The sequence below is a fragment of the Sutcliffiella deserti genome (assembly GCF_020037475.1).
GTDB lineage: Bacteria > Bacillota > Bacilli > Bacillales > Bacillaceae_I > Sutcliffiella_A > Sutcliffiella_A deserti.
In genome coordinates this window covers 150,577-167,336 of record NZ_JAIQDB010000006.1, presented here as the reverse complement: position 1 = coordinate 167,336, position 16,760 = coordinate 150,577, and the positions used below count along the sequence as shown (strand labels likewise).

Annotated in this window: 20 protein-coding genes and 1 riboswitch; of the genes, 1 reads left to right on the top strand and 19 read right to left on the bottom strand. The window is 40.1% G+C overall.

Translation table 11 applies throughout. The annotated features are described in order from the left end of the window. Positions 1-505: 505 nt before the first annotated feature. The 5 genes from K9B36_RS12465 to K9B36_RS12445 form a co-directional block, all read right to left on the bottom strand. Positions 506-1,384 carry a superoxide dismutase gene (locus K9B36_RS12465; RefSeq protein WP_223702469.1) on the bottom strand — a complete coding sequence of 293 codons (879 nt, stop codon included), beginning with the start codon at positions 1,382-1,384 and terminating at the stop codon, positions 506-508. A 171-nt stretch (positions 1,385-1,555) separates the two neighbouring features. Next, positions 1,556-2,047 (bottom strand): YpuI family protein, encoded by a 492-nt coding sequence (locus K9B36_RS12460; RefSeq protein ID WP_223702468.1) that lies wholly within the window; start codon positions 2,045-2,047, stop codon positions 1,556-1,558. A gap of 52 nt (positions 2,048-2,099) precedes the next feature. Next, positions 2,100-2,555: a hypothetical protein gene (locus K9B36_RS12455; protein ID WP_223702466.1), complete on the bottom strand. Its 456-nt coding sequence runs from the start codon at positions 2,553-2,555 to the stop codon at positions 2,100-2,102. A gap of 66 nt (positions 2,556-2,621) precedes the next feature. After that, positions 2,622-3,200, bottom strand: coding sequence for an SMC-Scp complex subunit ScpB (gene scpB, locus K9B36_RS12450; RefSeq protein WP_317889875.1), 579 nt, complete (start codon positions 3,198-3,200; stop codon positions 2,622-2,624). After that, a complete protein-coding gene (locus tag K9B36_RS12445) occupies positions 3,187-3,963 on the bottom strand; it encodes a segregation/condensation protein A (RefSeq protein WP_223702462.1) in 777 nt (258 codons plus the stop codon). The genes scpB and K9B36_RS12445 overlap by 14 nt, the downstream gene beginning before the upstream one ends. Before the next feature lie 124 nt (positions 3,964-4,087). On the opposite strand from K9B36_RS12445, the gene K9B36_RS12440 reads away from it, so the two are divergent. Then, positions 4,088-4,621, top strand: a complete 534-nt coding sequence (locus K9B36_RS12440) for a DUF309 domain-containing protein (RefSeq protein ID WP_223702460.1) — start codon at positions 4,088-4,090, stop codon at positions 4,619-4,621. A gap of 58 nt (positions 4,622-4,679) precedes the next feature. On the opposite strand, the gene K9B36_RS12435 is transcribed toward K9B36_RS12440, so the two are convergent. The 14 genes from K9B36_RS12435 to K9B36_RS12370 all read right to left on the bottom strand — a co-directional run bounded on the left by K9B36_RS12435 (position 4,680) and on the right by K9B36_RS12370 (position 16,741). After that, positions 4,680-5,027: a GNAT family N-acetyltransferase gene (locus K9B36_RS12435; RefSeq protein ID WP_223702458.1), complete on the bottom strand. Its 348-nt coding sequence runs from the start codon at positions 5,025-5,027 to the stop codon at positions 4,680-4,682. 158 nt (positions 5,028-5,185) lie between these two features. After that, complete coding sequence (gene ribH, locus K9B36_RS12430; RefSeq protein ID WP_223702456.1) at positions 5,186-5,650, bottom strand: 6,7-dimethyl-8-ribityllumazine synthase; 465 nt, start codon at positions 5,648-5,650, stop codon at positions 5,186-5,188. Between the two features lie 53 nt (positions 5,651-5,703). After that, on the bottom strand, positions 5,704-6,897 hold the full coding sequence (locus K9B36_RS12425; RefSeq protein WP_223702481.1) for a bifunctional 3,4-dihydroxy-2-butanone-4-phosphate synthase/GTP cyclohydrolase II: 1,194 nt from the start codon (positions 6,895-6,897) through the stop codon (positions 5,704-5,706). A gap of 24 nt (positions 6,898-6,921) precedes the next feature. Next, positions 6,922-7,575: a riboflavin synthase gene (ribE, locus tag K9B36_RS12420; protein ID WP_223702454.1), complete on the bottom strand. Its 654-nt coding sequence runs from the start codon at positions 7,573-7,575 to the stop codon at positions 6,922-6,924. A 12-nt stretch (positions 7,576-7,587) separates the two neighbouring features. After that, positions 7,588-8,670 carry a bifunctional diaminohydroxyphosphoribosylaminopyrimidine deaminase/5-amino-6-(5-phosphoribosylamino)uracil reductase RibD gene (ribD, locus tag K9B36_RS12415; protein ID WP_223702453.1) on the bottom strand — a complete coding sequence of 361 codons (1,083 nt, stop codon included), beginning with the start codon at positions 8,668-8,670 and terminating at the stop codon, positions 7,588-7,590. Positions 8,671-8,793: 123 nt separating this feature from the next. Further along, positions 8,794-8,991, bottom strand: a riboswitch (FMN riboswitch). A 306-nt stretch (positions 8,992-9,297) separates the two neighbouring features. Next, positions 9,298-9,738, bottom strand: a complete 441-nt coding sequence (locus K9B36_RS12410) for a peptidylprolyl isomerase (protein ID WP_223702451.1) — start codon at positions 9,736-9,738, stop codon at positions 9,298-9,300. A gap of 498 nt (positions 9,739-10,236) precedes the next feature. Continuing rightward, positions 10,237-11,562: a diaminopimelate decarboxylase gene (gene lysA, locus K9B36_RS12405; protein ID WP_223702450.1), complete on the bottom strand. Its 1,326-nt coding sequence runs from the start codon at positions 11,560-11,562 to the stop codon at positions 10,237-10,239. A gap of 244 nt (positions 11,563-11,806) precedes the next feature. After that, on the bottom strand, positions 11,807-13,291 hold the full coding sequence (locus K9B36_RS12400) for a spore germination protein (protein ID WP_223702448.1): 1,485 nt from the start codon (positions 13,289-13,291) through the stop codon (positions 11,807-11,809). After that, positions 13,239-13,850: a stage V sporulation protein AE gene (locus K9B36_RS12395; RefSeq protein ID WP_263399348.1), complete on the bottom strand. Its 612-nt coding sequence runs from the start codon at positions 13,848-13,850 to the stop codon at positions 13,239-13,241. The genes K9B36_RS12400 and K9B36_RS12395 overlap by 53 nt, the downstream gene beginning before the upstream one ends. Positions 13,851-13,856: 6 nt before the next feature. Continuing rightward, on the bottom strand, positions 13,857-14,207 hold the full coding sequence (gene spoVAE, locus K9B36_RS12390; RefSeq protein ID WP_223702446.1) for a stage V sporulation protein AE: 351 nt from the start codon (positions 14,205-14,207) through the stop codon (positions 13,857-13,859). Beyond that, positions 14,207-15,217, bottom strand: coding sequence for a stage V sporulation protein AD (spoVAD, locus tag K9B36_RS12385; protein ID WP_223702444.1), 1,011 nt, complete (start codon positions 15,215-15,217; stop codon positions 14,207-14,209). The genes spoVAE and spoVAD overlap by 1 nt, the downstream gene beginning before the upstream one ends. 15 nt (positions 15,218-15,232) lie before the next feature. Then, a complete protein-coding gene (spoVAC, locus tag K9B36_RS12380) occupies positions 15,233-15,694 on the bottom strand; it encodes a stage V sporulation protein AC (protein ID WP_223702442.1) in 462 nt (153 codons plus the stop codon). 14 nt (positions 15,695-15,708) lie between these two features. After that, complete coding sequence (locus tag K9B36_RS12375; RefSeq protein ID WP_223702479.1) at positions 15,709-16,131, bottom strand: stage V sporulation protein AB; 423 nt, start codon at positions 16,129-16,131, stop codon at positions 15,709-15,711. Next, positions 16,121-16,741: a stage V sporulation protein AA gene (locus tag K9B36_RS12370; RefSeq protein ID WP_223702441.1), complete on the bottom strand. Its 621-nt coding sequence runs from the start codon at positions 16,739-16,741 to the stop codon at positions 16,121-16,123. Before K9B36_RS12370 ends, K9B36_RS12375 begins: the two co-directional genes overlap by 11 nt. Between the last annotated feature and the right edge of the window lie 19 nt (positions 16,742-16,760).

Sequence of the window (16,760 nt, the reverse complement as noted above, 5' to 3'; positions counted from 1 at the left end):
CCCGCACCGCCCCGCGGAAAGCGATCACCTGAAACGGAAAGAAACAGGGAGTTAAAGAATACTCTAAAATTTCATGGTAGCTCTTCAAGTGAAAACCTTTATGATCAATGTATATAAGGACATCACATATAAAGTGCTCTCCCCTGTGGATTGGAGTGGCAGGTGATCGACTCCTGCGGGCGATAGCGGTAGACGGGAGACCCCGCAGGCAACNCAAGTGAAAACCTTTATGATCAATGTATATAAGGACATCACATATAAAGTGCTCTCCCCTGTGGATTGGAGTGGCAGGTGATCGACTCCTGCGGGCGATAGCGGTAGACGGGAGACCCCGCAGGCAACGCCGAGGAGGCTCCCGCACCGCCCAAGGATAAGCGATCACCTGAAACGGAAAGGAACAGGGAGTTATACCAGAAACCTAACTAGTTTTCTCCCCCAGAAACCTGTTCCTAACCAAAAAAAGAGAGGTATGTATACCCCTCCCTAACAAAACAATCCAAAAAATTCAAAAAGACTTCCACTTCAACTTCGACGCTTCTTGATAGCGCTTCTCTACATCTCGCCAATTAACGATATTCCAAAAATTGTTGATATAATCCTTTTTGTCCGTTTTATATTGCAAATAATAAGCGTGCTCCCAAACGTCAAGACCTAGCAACGGAATCGTATCCCACTGTGTAAACAATTGCTGCTTTTCCGTTTGCAGGATTTCCAAGCGATGTGCGCGTGGAGCCCAAACAAGCAACGCCCAACCTACACCTTCTACCTTGTCGGCAGCTTCTGAGAAATGCTTCTTAAACTTATCATAGCTTCCAAAGTCCTTATTGATTTGCTGCATTAAACCACCTTTAGGCTGCCCCCCACCATTTGGGGACATATTATCCCAGAACATAGTATGCAAATAATGTCCTGACCCGTGGAACGCAGCCTCTCTTTCCCAATGTTTTAAAAGATCAAAATCCCCTGTTTCTCTTGCTTCTTGCATTTTCTTTTCTGCCTTGTTTAGTCCATCCACATAGCTTTTATGATGTTTTAGATGATGTAGTTCCATAATATCTCGAGAGATATAAGGCTCCAGAGCATTATAGCTATAGGGTAGCGGGGGTAATTTATGCTCTCCTATTGGTACTCTTCCATAATTTTGTCGACTTTCATTTGTCTGGGTGAGTGTTTCTACCACTTCTTCCAACTGTTGTTTTAAAAAAAGTACATCTGACTCCATTATCGTTTCTTGATATTGGATAGATTGAATGTCTCCTAGAAGTTTCCGTGCTTCCTTTAATTGATCAGAACGCTCTGCACCATTTTCTGTTATTAGCTTCAAGCACCAGTTTTCCATATCATGTAAGTATTCTCTAAATACATGTTGATTTTGGGTTATCATGTTCATCCTCCTCGCAAACTCATCGAGTTATCCTATGCAGAAAAGTAGGTAAGAGGAAAGTTGTACCGGAAGAAGAGGACTAGGAGAAGAGAAAGTTAGATTTCGAGGCGCTTATTTTATCCAACAAAAATAGCATCTAATCCTCATTGGTGGATTAGATGCTTGGTTACTTTATCGGTTACCCTGAATCATTTTTGTACGATAATCGGTTTCATAATACTCCAGCTCTTCACGGATCGATTGGAAATCGCTCTCGAGTTGTCTAATAAGCACTTTTAACGTTTCTGGTGGTGCTTCATGGAATTGAATTGAGTTCTTCCCTGTATAAGCTGAACGGCTATCTTCGTACCATGCATCGTTTCTTGGTGCAAAGAACTCCTCTATACATTGATGATAAATATTATATAATACTTTTTCGGCTGCTGATTTACGGAATGGTTCACTTTTTAAGATAACTTGGCAAGCATTATGCCCTTCATCGCAAAACACGGAAAGACGTCGGGTGTTGGACAATAACAAATTTACATAGTCCGTTCCACCTGAAGTTTCAGCGGTTAAAGATGACAATGTCACTTCGTTTAGAAAATCATTTAATTGTTGTACCGTATTTCCTAAAAAACTCTCTACTTGTTCTGTTTGAGTTTTCACAATCGTATTAGCCATTAGTAATGGACCCTCCAATTAAAGTATAAAAGACAAGTAATAATCGAAACTCCTATAAAGATACGTTGCGATTATTTTTATTATGACTCGCTTGAGCTAGGAACTCGAGTGGAGAGGACAATATATATTCTCCTTTATTCTCCAATCCTTCGAAAATCTCACGAAACTTCGGAACATCTACTCCTTCGAAATAACGAGAGAGCTCTTCTTGAGTATTGATGTAGAGGCGTTTCCGTTGTCGGAAGCCAGGGTTTTTAATCAAGCAGGTAAGGGCAATGATATCTTTGAAACTAACTTCCCTATCACCTATTTGGAAAATTGGGTCATTTTCTCCCCCAATTTCCAGCAACTCAGGAAAGGTCTTATCAAAATAGCGAATGTATAAAACATGAAAGGTTTTTTCTTTTCCATCTTCTTCAAAGGTTACTTCTGAACGATTAAAGAAATCCTCAGATGTATTTGACTGTGCTTTTTCAAGCTCATACCCTTTTACTTCCGTTATTCGCATAAATACACCCCTTAGTACTCAATCTAGTATGTACTATTATTTTACCATATTTCCCTTATTATCGTTTCAATTTTCAAACGTTTCTTGAAACTTTTCAAAAAACAAGTCCGCCTCTTCTTCGCCATCCTCAGTATTTAGTGCAAGTGGGGGAAGTTCTTTAATATCCTTTAAGCCAAAGTAATCGAGAAATTCCCTTGTTGTTCCATATAGAATGGCACGCCCAGTTCCCTCGGCCCGTCCAACTTCTTTAATGAGGGCTTTTGCTGCAAGGGTTTGGAGCGGTCGCTCACTTTTCACTCCCCGTATACTTTCCACCTCGGTTCTTGCAATTGGCTGTTTATAAGCTACAATTGCCAAGGTTTCTAAAGCTGCTTGGGAAAGTGTTTGGGAAGCTGGTGATTCAACGAGCTTTTTCAAATAGATGGAATGCTCTTTTTTGGTCGTAAGTAAAAAGGCACCAGCAAGCTCTATTATTGCTATTCCCCTATCGGGAGACTCATAATCGTCTTTTAAAGAAGCAAGTACATCAAATGCGATACCTTCCTCTAATTCAAGAACCGCACTGAGCTGCTTTAGTGTTAACCCCTCATCCCCTGCTGCAAACAGCAAACTCTCTACAATTGACTTCCAATTAATAATATCCAACTTCCTCATTTCCTCCTTCTTGATAGGACACATATATATCTGCAAAATTATTATCTTGCTCCAACAAGATGGTGTTCTTTTTTAACAACTCGAGAATTGCCAAAAAAGTAACCACAATGTATTCTTTACTGGATTCCGGGAACAAATCAAAGAAATGCTTTCTCCCCTTAAATAACCTTAAATCCTCTATAAGTTCGACCATTCTCTTTTCAATGGGAATTTCCTGTCTGGTAATTCTTGTTTGCATTGGTTTTTGCAATTTTTTTCGGCGCATAAGTTTCTGTAGTGCACCGAGCATATCGTATAAGGAAACATCCAACTTGACTGCTTCTGGTTCAACATTTTTCATCAGTTCACTTAAGTCACTTGGAGGTTTCGTATAAATATGACTTCTTTCTTCTTCCAGTTCTTTCAAATCATCCGCTGCTTCCTTATACTTACGATACTCAATTAATCGATTCATCAGCTCTTCACGAGGATCCTCCTCATACTCACCAAATTCCTCGTCCTCATCAAGTAGCTCTTCTTCATGCTTTGGCAGGAGCATTTTACTTTTAATCTCCAACAAAGTGGCTGCCATAACTAGATACTCGCTTGCAATGTCTAATTGCAATTCTTTCATCGTATGAATATAAAATAAATATTGCTCTGTAATCTGAGCAACAGGGATATCATATATATCAATTTCTAAACGGTTTATTAAATGAAGCAACAGGTCTAATGGTCCTTCAAATGCTTCCACCTTCACATTATATTCTTGCAAGATTCTTCATCCACCTAACATACTTACTTAACTATTGAATAGTATAGTGTATTCTGCCAAAATTTTATAGAGGTATAGAGATTATGATAAAATAATCTTACGTATTTAAAAAGGGGGGAAACCTTTGTATTCAACAGCCTATCTCGAATTTTTACATTATTTTCATTGCGATCGTGACTATTTTGAGTGTCATGAAGTTCTAGAAGAGCACTGGAAAGAACGTCCTGCCAATGAAAGAGAGCTGTATTGGGTAGGTCTTATCCAAATAGCAGTAGGGCTATACCATCATCGCAGAAGTAATTTTAATGGTGCGAAAAGAATGTTTGGCAATGCTAAAAAGATTATAGAGAGTGAAAAAGCTGCAATAAGTAAGCTGGCATTAGATAGTGATAAACTTTTAGAATTGCTTCAAAAACAAATTGACCTTACGGAAAATTGCCAGCCCTATACAAGCATCGATTTACCTATCACTGATACCACTTTATTACAGACATGTCAGAATACTGCCCAAAAACAAAATAAAGTTTGGGGTTCCCCAAGTGACCTTTCAAACACCAGCTTAATTCATAAACATTCCTTACGTAATAGGGAAGATGTAATTAACGAACGAGTTAAGCAGCTTAAAATGAGACAACAAACCAAAGAAAAGGATGGCTAACGCGCAGCCTTCCTTTTCTAAATAGGTGGTACTTATTAATTTGTGGCTCAGAGAAAAATCACTGCTCGATGTCACATTTCTCAATAAACGCAGTTGTGAATCCAGTTGTTAGTACAGATCTATTAGGATAAGTTTCTTTTAGAGCCTTCACCATGTTTTTTCCACAACCTTGTTTACGGTGGGATGGGCTTACACTAATATGCTGGATAGTAAAACTATCTTCTTCTTCCACTACCCCGATTATTCCGATGATATCTTCCTGTTTCCAAAGAAAAAGCTGCCAGTCTTCTTTTTCTTCATAGTCTTTCATGGTTTGCTGCAGCTGTTTTAAATCCTTTTCCGTCGGCATAAAAGACATAAGTCCCATTGCAATTTTTTCAAAGCTCTTTTTATAACGAATTAACATAGAATACCCCTCATTATCGAAAAAACTTTCTTACTAAAAATGATATTAGTATTATAGGCTTTTCAAGCAAAATGGTTCCTCTTTTTTTCGATTATCTTTCTCTTAAATATACATTCTATCCAATAGGGGATTAATTGTATACCCTTTTAAAATAAATCTTAAAATTCACGTAATAAGTTTGCCATTTCAATTGCAGATGCTGCCGCTTCCCAGCCCTTGTTACCAGCCTTTGTGCCTGCACGCTCAATTGCTTGTTCAATTGTTTCGGTAGTTAATACACCAAAGATAACAGGTACGCCCGATTGCATTGATGCTGCAGAAACTCCTTTAGCGGTTTCGTTGCAGACAAAGTCAAAATGAGGAGTAGAGCCTCGGATAACTGTGCCAAGTGTAATGACAGCATCATATTTTCCTGAATCAGCCATTCTTTTAGCTACTAGAGGAATTTCAAATGCACCTGGTACCCACGCAACATCCACTTGAGTCTCATCCACTCCATGTCTTTTTAATGCATCCTGTGCGCCACCTAATAGCTTACTAGTAATAAATTCATTAAACCGCCCAACTACAATTCCTACTTTTAGTCCTGTTCCAACTAAGTGGCCTTCAAAAATTTTACCCATGATTGTTTACCTCCATATTTTGTTTTTTCGTATAAGCAATTCCAGTTGTAGACTTAAAAGTGAAGCATATGTCCTAATTTGGAGTGCTTTGTTTTCAGATAGGTTTCATTCGCTTCTTTTGTTGGCATTTGCAATGCAATACGATCAACCACTTCAAGCTCATACCCTTTTAATCCAGCAATTTTCCGAGGATTATTTGTCAGCAGATTCATTTTTTTAATACCCAAGTCACGGAGTATCTGCGCTCCAATTCCATAATCACGCAAATCTGCACCAAAGCCTAGTTTTTCATTTGCTTCTACTGTATCATAACCTTCTTCTTGCAGCTTGTATGCTCTCATTTTGTTTAAAAGACCAATACCTCTGCCTTCCTGGCGCATGTACAATAGCACACCACTGCCAGCTTCATTAATTTGCGTAAGAGCTGCATGAAGCTGTGGGCCGCAATCACAACGATTGGAACCAAACACATCCCCAGTCAAGCATTCTGAATGAACACGAACCAACGTCGGGGAGTCTGGATTGATTTCTCCTTTAACTAACGCAATATGTTCTTTTCCGTCCACTACATTCGAATAACCAATCGCACGAAAATCGCCAAATTCAGTTGGCAATTTAATTTCTACTTCTCTTTGGACAAGTTTGTCCTTACGGTTTCGATATTGAATCATATCTTTGATGGTAATCATTTTCAAATCAAATTTATCTGCAATTTCTCTCAACTCAGGAACTCTTGCCATGGAGCCATCCTCATTCATAATTTCACAAATGACACCTGCAGGATAGGATCCGCTCATTAGAGACAAGTCTACAGCAGCTTCTGTATGACCTGCTCTCCGCAACACTCCTCCCTTTTTGGCTACAAGAGGAAAAATATGTCCAGGACGTTTAAAATCGCCTGCTTTAGCTGCCGGTGAAAGAAGCTCTAAAACTGTTGTAGATCGTTCAAAAGCAGAAATACCTGTTGTGGTCGATTTATGGTCGATGCTGACAGTGAAAGCAGTCCCATGAGAATCCGTGTTATGATTAACCATCGGCCCAAGATCAAGCTTTTCTGCGAGCTCCTCCGTGACAGGAACACAGATTAACCCTCGACCATGTGTTGCCATAAAATTAATGACAGCAGGTGTGGCTTTCTCAGCCAGAGAAACAAAATCACCTTCATTTTCACGATCCTCATCATCACAAACGATAATGACTTTCCCTGCTTGCAGATCCATCAATGCTTCTTCTATTGTATTAAACATTTCACTCATTCCAATCACCCACCCTTATTTGTATCCATGCTCTTCTAAAAATGAAGCAGAAATGCTGGATTTATTTTTAGAAGACGAATTTGATCTGTTTAGAAGATGTTCCATGTATTTAGCCAGCATGTCGACTTCAATATTTACTATATCCCCTTTTCCCTTTCCACCGAGAATCGTTTCCTTCGAGGTATGAGGAATCAGTGAAATTGTAAAAGAATCCTCTTCCACTCCAAATATCGTTAAGCTCGTGCCATCCACCGTGACGGAACCTTTAAACATCAGGTATTTTCCAATATTACTGTTTACCGATATTTGATAATATACAGCATTAGAAACACTTCTTTTGTCTTTTATTACACCTGTTCCATCCACATGGCCGCTGACAAAATGGCCGCCAAATCTTCCATTGGCAATCATAGCGCGTTCAAGGTTTACCTTAGAACCCGCCCCAAGTCCACTTAAGGAGGTAGAATTCACCGTTTCAGGCATCACATCAACCGTAAAGCGCTCAGCAGAAAAAGAAGTTACAGTTAGACATACTCCATTTACTGCGATACTATCACCCAGCTTCACGTCTTCTAATACTGTCCTAGCTGAAATGTCCAGTATTATTGCCTGATCACCACGAATAACCTGTTTCACTGTACCAATCTCTTCAATAATTCCAGTAAACATTCATACCCCTCCTTACTTTGGAACAGACACAATCTTAAGATCAGATCCTATCATTGTGTATTCCTTTATCTCTAGATCGATGCATTCTTCGATTGTTTCAAATCCTTCTCCACCTATTATGCCAGGGGCCATACTTCCTCCAATTAACTTAGGAGCCAAATAGGTTAATAGCTGATTTATGGCTCTTGCTTTTAAGAAGCTTCCATTTACGGTTGCCCCACCCTCCACGAACAAAGAAGTGATTCCTCGTTGCCCAAGCTGTTCTAATAGAAGATGAACATCGATTTTTGTTGTGGAAAGCCTGATGATTTTCACATACTCACTCTCGAACGCATGAATTTTTTCTTCGTTCACATTAGAGCCAGTAACAATCAGTGTCGGTGCTTCCTTGTCTGTCACAACCTTTGCACTAGATGGCATTCTTAATGTTGTATCTAAAACAACACGAATAGGATTTTTACCACCGTTAGGTAACCGTGTAGTCAAACTTGGATTGTCAGCTATAACCGTTTCTACGCCAACAAGAATGGCATCATGCTGGTGCCTGTAACGGTGCACATCAAGACGAGCATCTTCGCTGGTGATCCACTTGCTTTTTTTCGTAACTGTTGCGGTTTTTCCATCCAGACTAGAAGCCGTCTTTAATGTGACAAACGGTCTTTTTGTTTGTATGTAGTGAAAAAAGATCATGTTTAACCTTTGCGCTTCTTTTTCGCAAACACCTATCTCCACACTAATGCCGGCTGCTCTCAGTTTCTTGATTCCATTCCCTGCCACTAGTGGATTTGGATCAACGGATGCTATGACAACTCTGCTTACTTTTTTCTCAATTAAAAGATCAGAACAAGGTGGAGTTTTGCCAAAGTGACTGCAAGGCTCTAACGTTACATAGACTGTTGCGCCTTTTGATTTATCACCAGCCATTTGAAGTGCGTTCACCTCTGCATGAGCTTCCCCTGCTTTCAAGTGCGCACCAAAGCCAACGATCTCGCCATCCTTTACTATCACAGATCCTACTACAGGGTTGGGAGAGGTCTGCCCTGAAGCTTTTTCAGCTAAACTTATGGCAAAATTCATATAATAACGATCGTCCATAATCCTCTCCACCTTTCAAAAAATAAAAAACCACTAAGAAAAGTCCTAGAGGTTTTGGGAGTAAAATTGCGTATAGGTAAATAAACAGTGTTCAACTTGTGAATTTTCACTGCTCAGCAACTTATCATCCTTCTCCCATCCAGACTTTCACTGTCGGCCCTGGAATTTCACCAGATCCACCAGAATATTAAGTAAGCCGTACCTACTGTATTGGAATACAGATACTAACTTAGGCAATAAACTGGGTCACGGACTAAGAAGCAATCAACAAACCGCTTCATCACCGCCGGTAGGGAATTGCACCCACCCCCGAAGGACATAACTATGTAATTGTATGATTCCTAATTATATTAGCATATCTTTCGAATAAAGAAAATTTTATTGTGTTAGTTTGTCACTAAAACCTATTCGAAAAAATACTATTCCAAAGGTTATTAGTAACCTGTAAGCTTTTACGCATGCAGAAATCGTCATTATTATACAATAAAGAACCAATAAATTAGTCCCCAAATAAGAGACATTCCTAATAATACGAATGCTAAAATCATATTAGAATTTTTCATTTTACTACCTCTTTCAACAAATATAAAAATAGAGAGCATTTCTGCTCCCATCTCAGCCATTTTATTATTCTGCGTCAAACACTTCTACTTTTTCCATTGTGTCGCCGTTTTGCATTTTTCTTGCTGTTTCAAGACCAGTTGTCACTTTACCAAACACAGTGTGCACGCCATTTAGGTGTGGTTGTGGATCATGTACGATAAAGAATTGACTAGAACCTGTATCTCTTCCAGCATGTGCCATTGATAGGCTGCCAGCTTCATGTTTATGAGGGTTACCTTCTGTTTCACATTTTATTGTTGTACCGCTTCCACCAGCACCAGTACCAGTCGGGTCTCCACCTTGGCTTACAAATCCAGGAATAACACGATGGAAAGTTACACCATTATAAAATCCTTCGTTAGCAAGCTTTTCAAAGTTAGCAACCGTGTTAGGAGCTTCGTTTGGGTAAAGTTCAAACTCAATCTTTTCACCGTTTTGCATAAGTATGTATCCTTGTTTTTTCATTATGAAACATCTCCTTTAAAGGTTCTATTAATCAGTCTTAATCATACAGGATTCTTCTTGTAAAGGAAAGTAAGATGGCATGTAAACCAATAGATTGATTAGTTAAATGGAAACTTTACCGCATATTTGACCGTTTGCTCCTTGTTTTTACTCCATTTGTAAGAACAAGTGTCAGTTTCTCATCCAATTCGTAACAGATCAGTTTAGGCTACCAATCTAAAAGGTCGATCTTTCATATATCCGCTAGTTGAATGGTACCTTCTGACTTTTTCAGAGAACCTTCTGACTTTTTCAAGCATCCTTCCGACTTTTTCTGAAAACCTTCTGACTTTTTGCACTCACCTTCTGTAATTTCCCACTAAATTCCATGCTAATTACACAACATGGCGCCTGAACGCTGGACGCTGGCTGCTTAACCTGTATAAATTATCCACTACTGGAACTTTCCTAAACCAATATAAAAGCCACCCTGAAATTTCAGGGTGACACTTTTACCAATCATTTTAATATTTTGGATTTAGACTGCAATGGTAAGTCTAATCTCACAAGGTCCTCAAACGTTTCTCTTTTTATCACAAGCTGTGCTTCGCCGTTTTCCACAAACACAACGGCAGGTCTTGTAATACGATTATAATTGTTTGCCATAGAATAACCATAGGCACCTGTGCAGAAAACCGCAAGATGGTCTTCGTGGTTCGCTTTTGGTAAAGGCAGGTCCCAAATCAGCATATCACCAGACTCACAGCACTTTCCTGCAATGGAAACCGTCTCTTCTGCTATATCATTCACTCGGTTGGCTAGGACTGCCTCATATTTTGCTTGATAGAGTGCAGGGCGAATATTATCACTCATTCCTCCGTCTATCGCTAAATATTGTCGAATGTTAGGTATTTCCTTCTTGGAGCCGACAGAATAGATGGTTGTTCCGGCATCTCCCACTAGGGATCGGCCTGGTTCAATCCAAATTTCCGGCATTTGTAGGTTGGTTTCTTTTACATATGCTTGAACATCACGGATAATTTCTTCTACATAGACGGAAGCAGGTAATGGATTGTCTTCTTTGGTATAGCGAATTCCAAAGCCGCCCCCAAGGTTGACCACTCTAGCTTCAAAGCCATTCTCTTCTTTCCATTGCTTTAACGTCTCAAAGAGCTTTCCTGCCGCCATTTTAAAGCCTGTCGTCTCAAATATTTGGGAACCTATATGACAATGAATACCTAATAAATCCAAATGGGTTGCATCATTGGAGAGCTTCATCGCTTTTTCTGCCTGACCACTCTGCAAATCAAAGCCGAACTTGGAATCTTCTTGTCCTGTCAGAATGTAGTCATGAGTATGTGCTTCAATTCCTGGTGTGACACGGAGCAAGATTGGCATGGTGTATCCGTATTTTTCACATATTTCCTCAAGCAGATTCAGTTCAAGAAAGTTGTCGACCACCACACAACCAATTTTATGCATTACAGCCATATCCAGCTCTTCATAGCTTTTATTATTGCCGTGAAAATGAATACGTTCTACAGGAAAATCGGCCGCTATTGCGGTATATAACTCTCCACCAGATACCACATCAAGGGATAGTCCTTCCTCTTTTGCCAATTGGAACATGGCAATGGAAGAAAATGCTTTACTTGCATAGGCTACCTGTGCAGATACGCCCAAGTTTTTAAACGTTTCTTGGAAATTACGAGCTCTTTCACGAATAAGCGCAACGTCATATATATATAAGGGCGTTCCATACTGATTAGCCAAACTAATCGTATCCACTCCGCCAATTTCTAAATGTCCTTTTTCATTCACCTTACTTGTTCCATGAAAGTACATATGCTTTTCTCCTCTTAGCTTAGTCTCTTTCTACTTCTTTACTTGTACCATATTCCAACCAGAATAAAAGGGAAGGGTACTTGACCTAGTTTTTATTGTGTAAGAAAAAAACAGCTAAACAGAACTCTTTTAGCTGTCTGTGACAGGAATCCTCAACCAATTTTTCACTATCTTTATGAAAAGAGCCTTATTAAATTAAATAAACTCTATCATATCTAATATAAGCTATCAAGCAAATATTCTTTTAACTTGACTTATCCGGCTGTCGGAAACGGTTCTTTGGATGGACGATACTAGGCCTTACTTTAGCACCAGGTGTACTTCGTCTTATTAAAATCATAAAGAGCGCTTTTGGACTGAAAGGAATAAACGGCCATAAATAAGGGGTATTTAGCGAGCGGATGCTAACTAGAAACAGGACAAATGCAGTCACCCCTATAATCAGACCCGGAGCATGGAACATTGCCACGATTGCCAATAATATTAGGCGAATGATTTTGTTGGCGACACTTAATTCATAACTTGGTGTTGTAAAGGACCCAATCGCAGCTACCGCAACATACAAGATTACTTCAGGAACAAACAAACCGACGTCGATTGCGATTTGCCCGATAAGAACCGCAGCAATTAATCCCATTGCGGTAGAAAGTGCGGTAGGCGTGTGAATCGCAGCAAGCCTTAAGAATTCTATCCCGATATCTGCGAGAAAGATTTGCATGACTATCGGTATGTTGGACTGCTCATTCGGCCCTACAAAGCTAATGGCATCGGGGAGCATATCGGGTTCCAACACCATGAGAAACCAGAGTGGCAAAAGAAACAAGGAAGCAAGGATTCCTAAGAAACGTACCCATCGCACGAATGTCCCGACGGCAGGTGATTGACGATATTCCTCCACATGTTGCACGTGATGGAAATAAGTCGTTGGTGTGATGATTACACTAGGCGAGGTGTCTACCATTATAAGAACATGTCCTTCTAACAAATGGGTCGCAGCAACATCTGGCCTTTCAGTAAATCGAACTAGCGGAAATGGATTAAAGCCTTGTTTCACGAGAAATTCCTCTACCGTTTTATCTGCCATTGTCAGTCCATCGATATTAATTTTTTTCACTTCTTTTCGAACCGTATCCACAAGATCCGGGTTCGCGACATCTTTTATGTAAGAAAGGCATATATCCGTTTTTGAGCGTTCTCCAATTTGAAAAATCTCATTACGTAAACGTTCATCTCTAATTCTTCTGCGAGTTAATGCTGTATTAACAATAATGTTCTCTACATATCCATCCCTTGCTCCACGCACAACTTTTTCAGTATCAGGTTCTTGTGGTGTTCGACCAGGGTAGGATCTTGTATCAACAACAAATCCACTTTCTTCCCCTTCAAGCAGAATAATAATCAATCCACTGAGCACCTGATCTACCGCTTCATCCAGAAACTCGATATTTTCTACTTGCTGATGCACCAGACGGTTATGGATTATTTCCTTTGTCTTGCTTGATCTTCTTTCAACATCATTTAGATGAACAAGTTCTTCCATCAGTTCAATAATATAGGCTGTATCACATAATCCATTTACATAGTATATATTCAATTCTTTCCCTAGAACTGTTATCTTTCTGACACCTAAATCAAAGCTTTCTGACAAGCCTACTCTTTCTTTAAAAAAATTCTCATTACTCTTCAGACTTGGTGAAACTTTCACCTTCTCCATTCCATTGTGAGACATCATACCCGCTCCTTTCCAATATTATTTCCACTGCTTTACAGGTAATAGGTGACCCTATCTTCACATCATCTTTTCTGTTCATCTTCCCTATGTCACCGATTCCCACTATGATTGGCACATCTATCGTATCTAAACAATAGACTGTATCTCCGTTAATTCTTCCAGTATCCATTTCCTGAATACCACTTTTATCTACGCCATAAGATGATACTTGTAAATCACGATCGACGGTGATATTCACCTTTGTCCACTCCGATTGATGTGTTTTGGAAGCAACCGCAATAATACCTAATACCTCTATTTGCGGATCAGCAGCTACATGTTTCAGGGCATTTTCTCCTGCCCCTTCACCTAAGAAACCACTATCATCAAACATTACAAAGACAGGTTCAGACTTTGCCTGTAAAATAAGCCTGACAATCTCTTTACCACTCAATACAGTAGGATTACCATATGAACTCGAGATACAGCGGCCTCCATATCGCTTTGCAACATATTGAATCGTCTTCTTCGCATATTCATCACCATCCGTAACTAGTATGACCCGTCTTTTTTTCATGATTACTTATCCTTTCGGCTTGAAAATTAGTGCCACTATAAAGGCAAATAATATTGCGGAAGAAATTCCTGCTGAGGTTAATTCAAAGATACCCATACCAATGCCGATAAAGCCGTGTTTTTCAGACTGGTGCATCGCCCCGTGTAGAAGTGAATGTCCGAAGCTTGTAATAGGAACGGTAGCACCGGCGCCAGCAAAATCAATCAGCTTGTCATATAAGCCGAATCCATCCAGGACAGCACCTGCAACCACAAAGCTACTCATTACATGCGCCGGTGTCAGCCTAAAAAAATCAAGTAACAGCTGTCCTATCACACAGATGAGTCCACCGACTACAAAAGCAATAAAGTATTCCATCAGCGTTCCACCCTTTCCAGTACTACTGCATGTGCAATCGTCGGAATCGATTCCTTTTGCTGGATCATCGTTGGACTTAAGAGAGCGCCTGTTGCTACCACCATCACTTTATTTAAGGCGCCTGTTTTCAGTTCATGAACAATATGACCGTATGTCACGACTGCTGCACAACCACACCCGCTGCCACCTGCAAAAACCTCTTGATCGGGCCGGAATATCATTAAACCACAGTCATTGTGAATCGTAGATATATCGTAGCCTTCCTCTTTTAATAATTCTTTCAAAATAGGGGTTCCTACTCCTGACAGATCCCCTGTGAGAATTAAATCATAAGCTTCGGGTTGAATATTCAGATCATCCAAGTGAGCTTTTATCGTATCAGCAGCTGCGGGAGCCATCGCTGATCCCATATCAAAAGGATCGGTTATTCCTAAATCCATCACACGTCCGATGGTGGCAGAGGTTATTTTAACGTCTCCCACCTCTTTACTGACAAGTGCCGTGCCTGCACCAGTAACCGTAAAAGTGGCAGAATCAGGCTTTTGTCCCCCGTATTCTGTAGGATAACGGAATTGTCTTTCCGCAGTTGCATTATGACTGCTCGTTGAAGCTAAAACTCGATTAGCAAAGCCTGCATCGACTAAAGAGGCCGACATCGCTAACGTTTCCATGGAGGTGGAACAGGCACCAAACATACATAAAAACGGAATTTGATGATGACGTGCAACATAGTTGGACGTAACGTTTTGGTTCAACAAATCTCCTGCAAGAAAAAAATCAATATCTTTAAACAGGAGATCCACCTTTTCTAAACAAGATTTGATGGACTGCTCCATTAATCTTCTTTCAGCAAGCTCCCAATTATCTTCCCCGCAATGGAGTTCTTTGTGGGTGTTATCGAAATGGGAGCCAAGGGGACCATCGGATTCTTTTGGTCCTACAGCCGTTCCTGTTGAGAAAATATAGATAGGATTTTCATAGACCCATGTCTGTTTCCCTGTTAATCTCACTTCACACCTACCTCCTTATCCGGTAAAGCTCATATTCATTAGATAGCGAACCATTCCAACCACATAAGCTGCCACCACCCCAAAAACAATTACGCTTCCAGCAAGCTTAAACATATTTGTTGCCACACCTAATACCAAACCCTCGCTGCGATGTTCCATCGCAGCACTTACCATCGAATTTGCAAATCCCGTAACCGGAACTGCAGACCCCGCTCCAGCAAACTGCCCTAGTTTGTCATAAACACCAAACCCAGTTAAAAGAGCAGCAAACAATATCAACGTAGCAACAGTAGGGTTTCCTGCTTGCTTTTCCGAAAAATCAAATACACGAATATAGAAATTCTGAATTCCTTGTCCGATTAAACAAATGAAGCCTCCCACCAAAAATGCTTTAAGACAGTTTAAAAAATAGGGTGGTTTTGGCTGGAATTTTTTTATATTTTCTTTGTAATTATCTTTTAGTTTCTTCTCACTCATACTGCCACTCCTTTTTATAAATCCACGAAAACAAGCCAATGATAGAGCGAGCCTACTATTTTCCCGAAAACAATCGCCATCAGAAGTATAGCCATCTGCCCATCCACCCCAATGCGTTTAGCAAGGATTGGAAGGACATTTAGCACTTCGGTTAACGCCGCTGCCAGTAACCCGACAAACACTCCACAAAACAGACCTATCGGTATTGCCAAAAAGGACGGAAGGTTAAAGCTCACACTATTTAAGCTAATCCAACTGCCAAATAATGCTCCTCCAATAACCCCCCACTCGTAACTAAATACAAATTTCGTTGTCTTAGTCAGCTGAGTTAAACGCGGAATAATTCCAAGCACCGCTAAGAATGCCACAAACCCTGATCCTACCGCTAAACCGCCCGCCAATCCTAGAAACACAACAAATATAATGCTAATGGTCATCGATTTTTTTGGTACTTTCTTTATTTTCATTCATAACAACATACCGGTCTAAGTCCTGTTGGTAATTGAACATTTCTACTTCTAGCGGGCTTGGCTCTTCATTAATACGCTTACGAAACACATGATTGAAAAATAAGATCATTCCAAGGCCTAAGCCAATAGAATAAGGAATCTGCAACAGTAGAGGCTTTTCATCCTCTAATCCTGTGATTGTCTTAAATATCTTCTGATGAACAATCCGCATACTTACATCCTCATGGAAATTCATAATAGCAAGGGCCGCTCCAAAAAATAATAGGAGCCAAACTCCTGCAAAAAACATAGGCCGAAACCTTTTTTGCTTATAAACCACTTCAATAATGGTCTGTACAGGTCCAAAAGTCTGCACCTCTAATGTGGGATCTACCTTCTGCAATTCTTTAATTACCTGCATTACATCCACAATGACAATGGATTTATCACTCATATTCACCTGATGAACTGCAATCTTACTAATACGTTGGACAACTGCGTCACTTGCAACAAGTTGCGCAACATCTCCTATGGTGATTCTTTGATTAGGTTTTGCTTGAATACGATGACGCAGCCGAATATACAACATTTTCTCCATCTCCGAACACATCCTGCCA

Coding starts and splice junctions, on each gene's coding strand:
- K9B36_RS12465 (WP_223702469.1), bottom strand. CDS start 1,384: ATGATAACCCAAAATCAACATGTATTTAGAGAATACTTACATGATATG.
- spoVAC (WP_223702442.1), bottom strand. CDS start 15,694: ATGAGTGAGAAGAAACTAAAAGATAATTACAAAGAAAATATAAAAAAA.
- lysA (WP_223702450.1), bottom strand. CDS start 11,562: ATGTACTTTCATGGAACAAGTAAGGTGAATGAAAAAGGACATTTAGAA.
- K9B36_RS12400 (WP_223702448.1), bottom strand. CDS start 13,291: ATGTCTCACAATGGAATGGAGAAGGTGAAAGTTTCACCAAGTCTGAAG.
- K9B36_RS12375 (WP_223702479.1), bottom strand. CDS start 16,131: ATGACCATTAGCATTATATTTGTTGTGTTTCTAGGATTGGCGGGCGGT.
- K9B36_RS12435 (WP_223702458.1), bottom strand. CDS start 5,027: ATGTTAATTCGTTATAAAAAGAGCTTTGAAAAAATTGCAATGGGACTT.
- K9B36_RS12455 (WP_223702466.1), bottom strand. CDS start 2,555: ATGCGAATAACGGAAGTAAAAGGGTATGAGCTTGAAAAAGCACAGTCA.
- K9B36_RS12395 (WP_263399348.1), bottom strand. CDS start 13,850: ATGAAAAAAAGACGGGTCATACTAGTTACGGATGGTGATGAATATGCG.
- K9B36_RS12460 (WP_223702468.1), bottom strand. CDS start 2,047: ATGGCTAATACGATTGTGAAAACTCAAACAGAACAAGTAGAGAGTTTT.
- ribD (WP_223702453.1), bottom strand. CDS start 8,670: ATGGACGATCGTTATTATATGAATTTTGCCATAAGTTTAGCTGAAAAA.
- K9B36_RS12410 (WP_223702451.1), bottom strand. CDS start 9,738: ATGAAAAAACAAGGATACATACTTATGCAAAACGGTGAAAAGATTGAG.
- ribE (WP_223702454.1), bottom strand. CDS start 7,575: ATGTTTACTGGAATTATTGAAGAGATTGGTACAGTGAAACAGGTTATT.
- K9B36_RS12425 (WP_223702481.1), bottom strand. CDS start 6,897: ATGTTTAATACAATAGAAGAAGCATTGATGGATCTGCAAGCAGGGAAA.
- K9B36_RS12370 (WP_223702441.1), bottom strand. CDS start 16,741: ATGGAGAAAATGTTGTATATTCGGCTGCGTCATCGTATTCAAGCAAAA.
- spoVAE (WP_223702446.1), bottom strand. CDS start 14,207: ATGGAATACTTTATTGCTTTTGTAGTCGGTGGACTCATCTGTGTGATA.
- ribH (WP_223702456.1), bottom strand. CDS start 5,650: ATGGGTAAAATTTTTGAAGGCCACTTAGTTGGAACAGGACTAAAAGTA.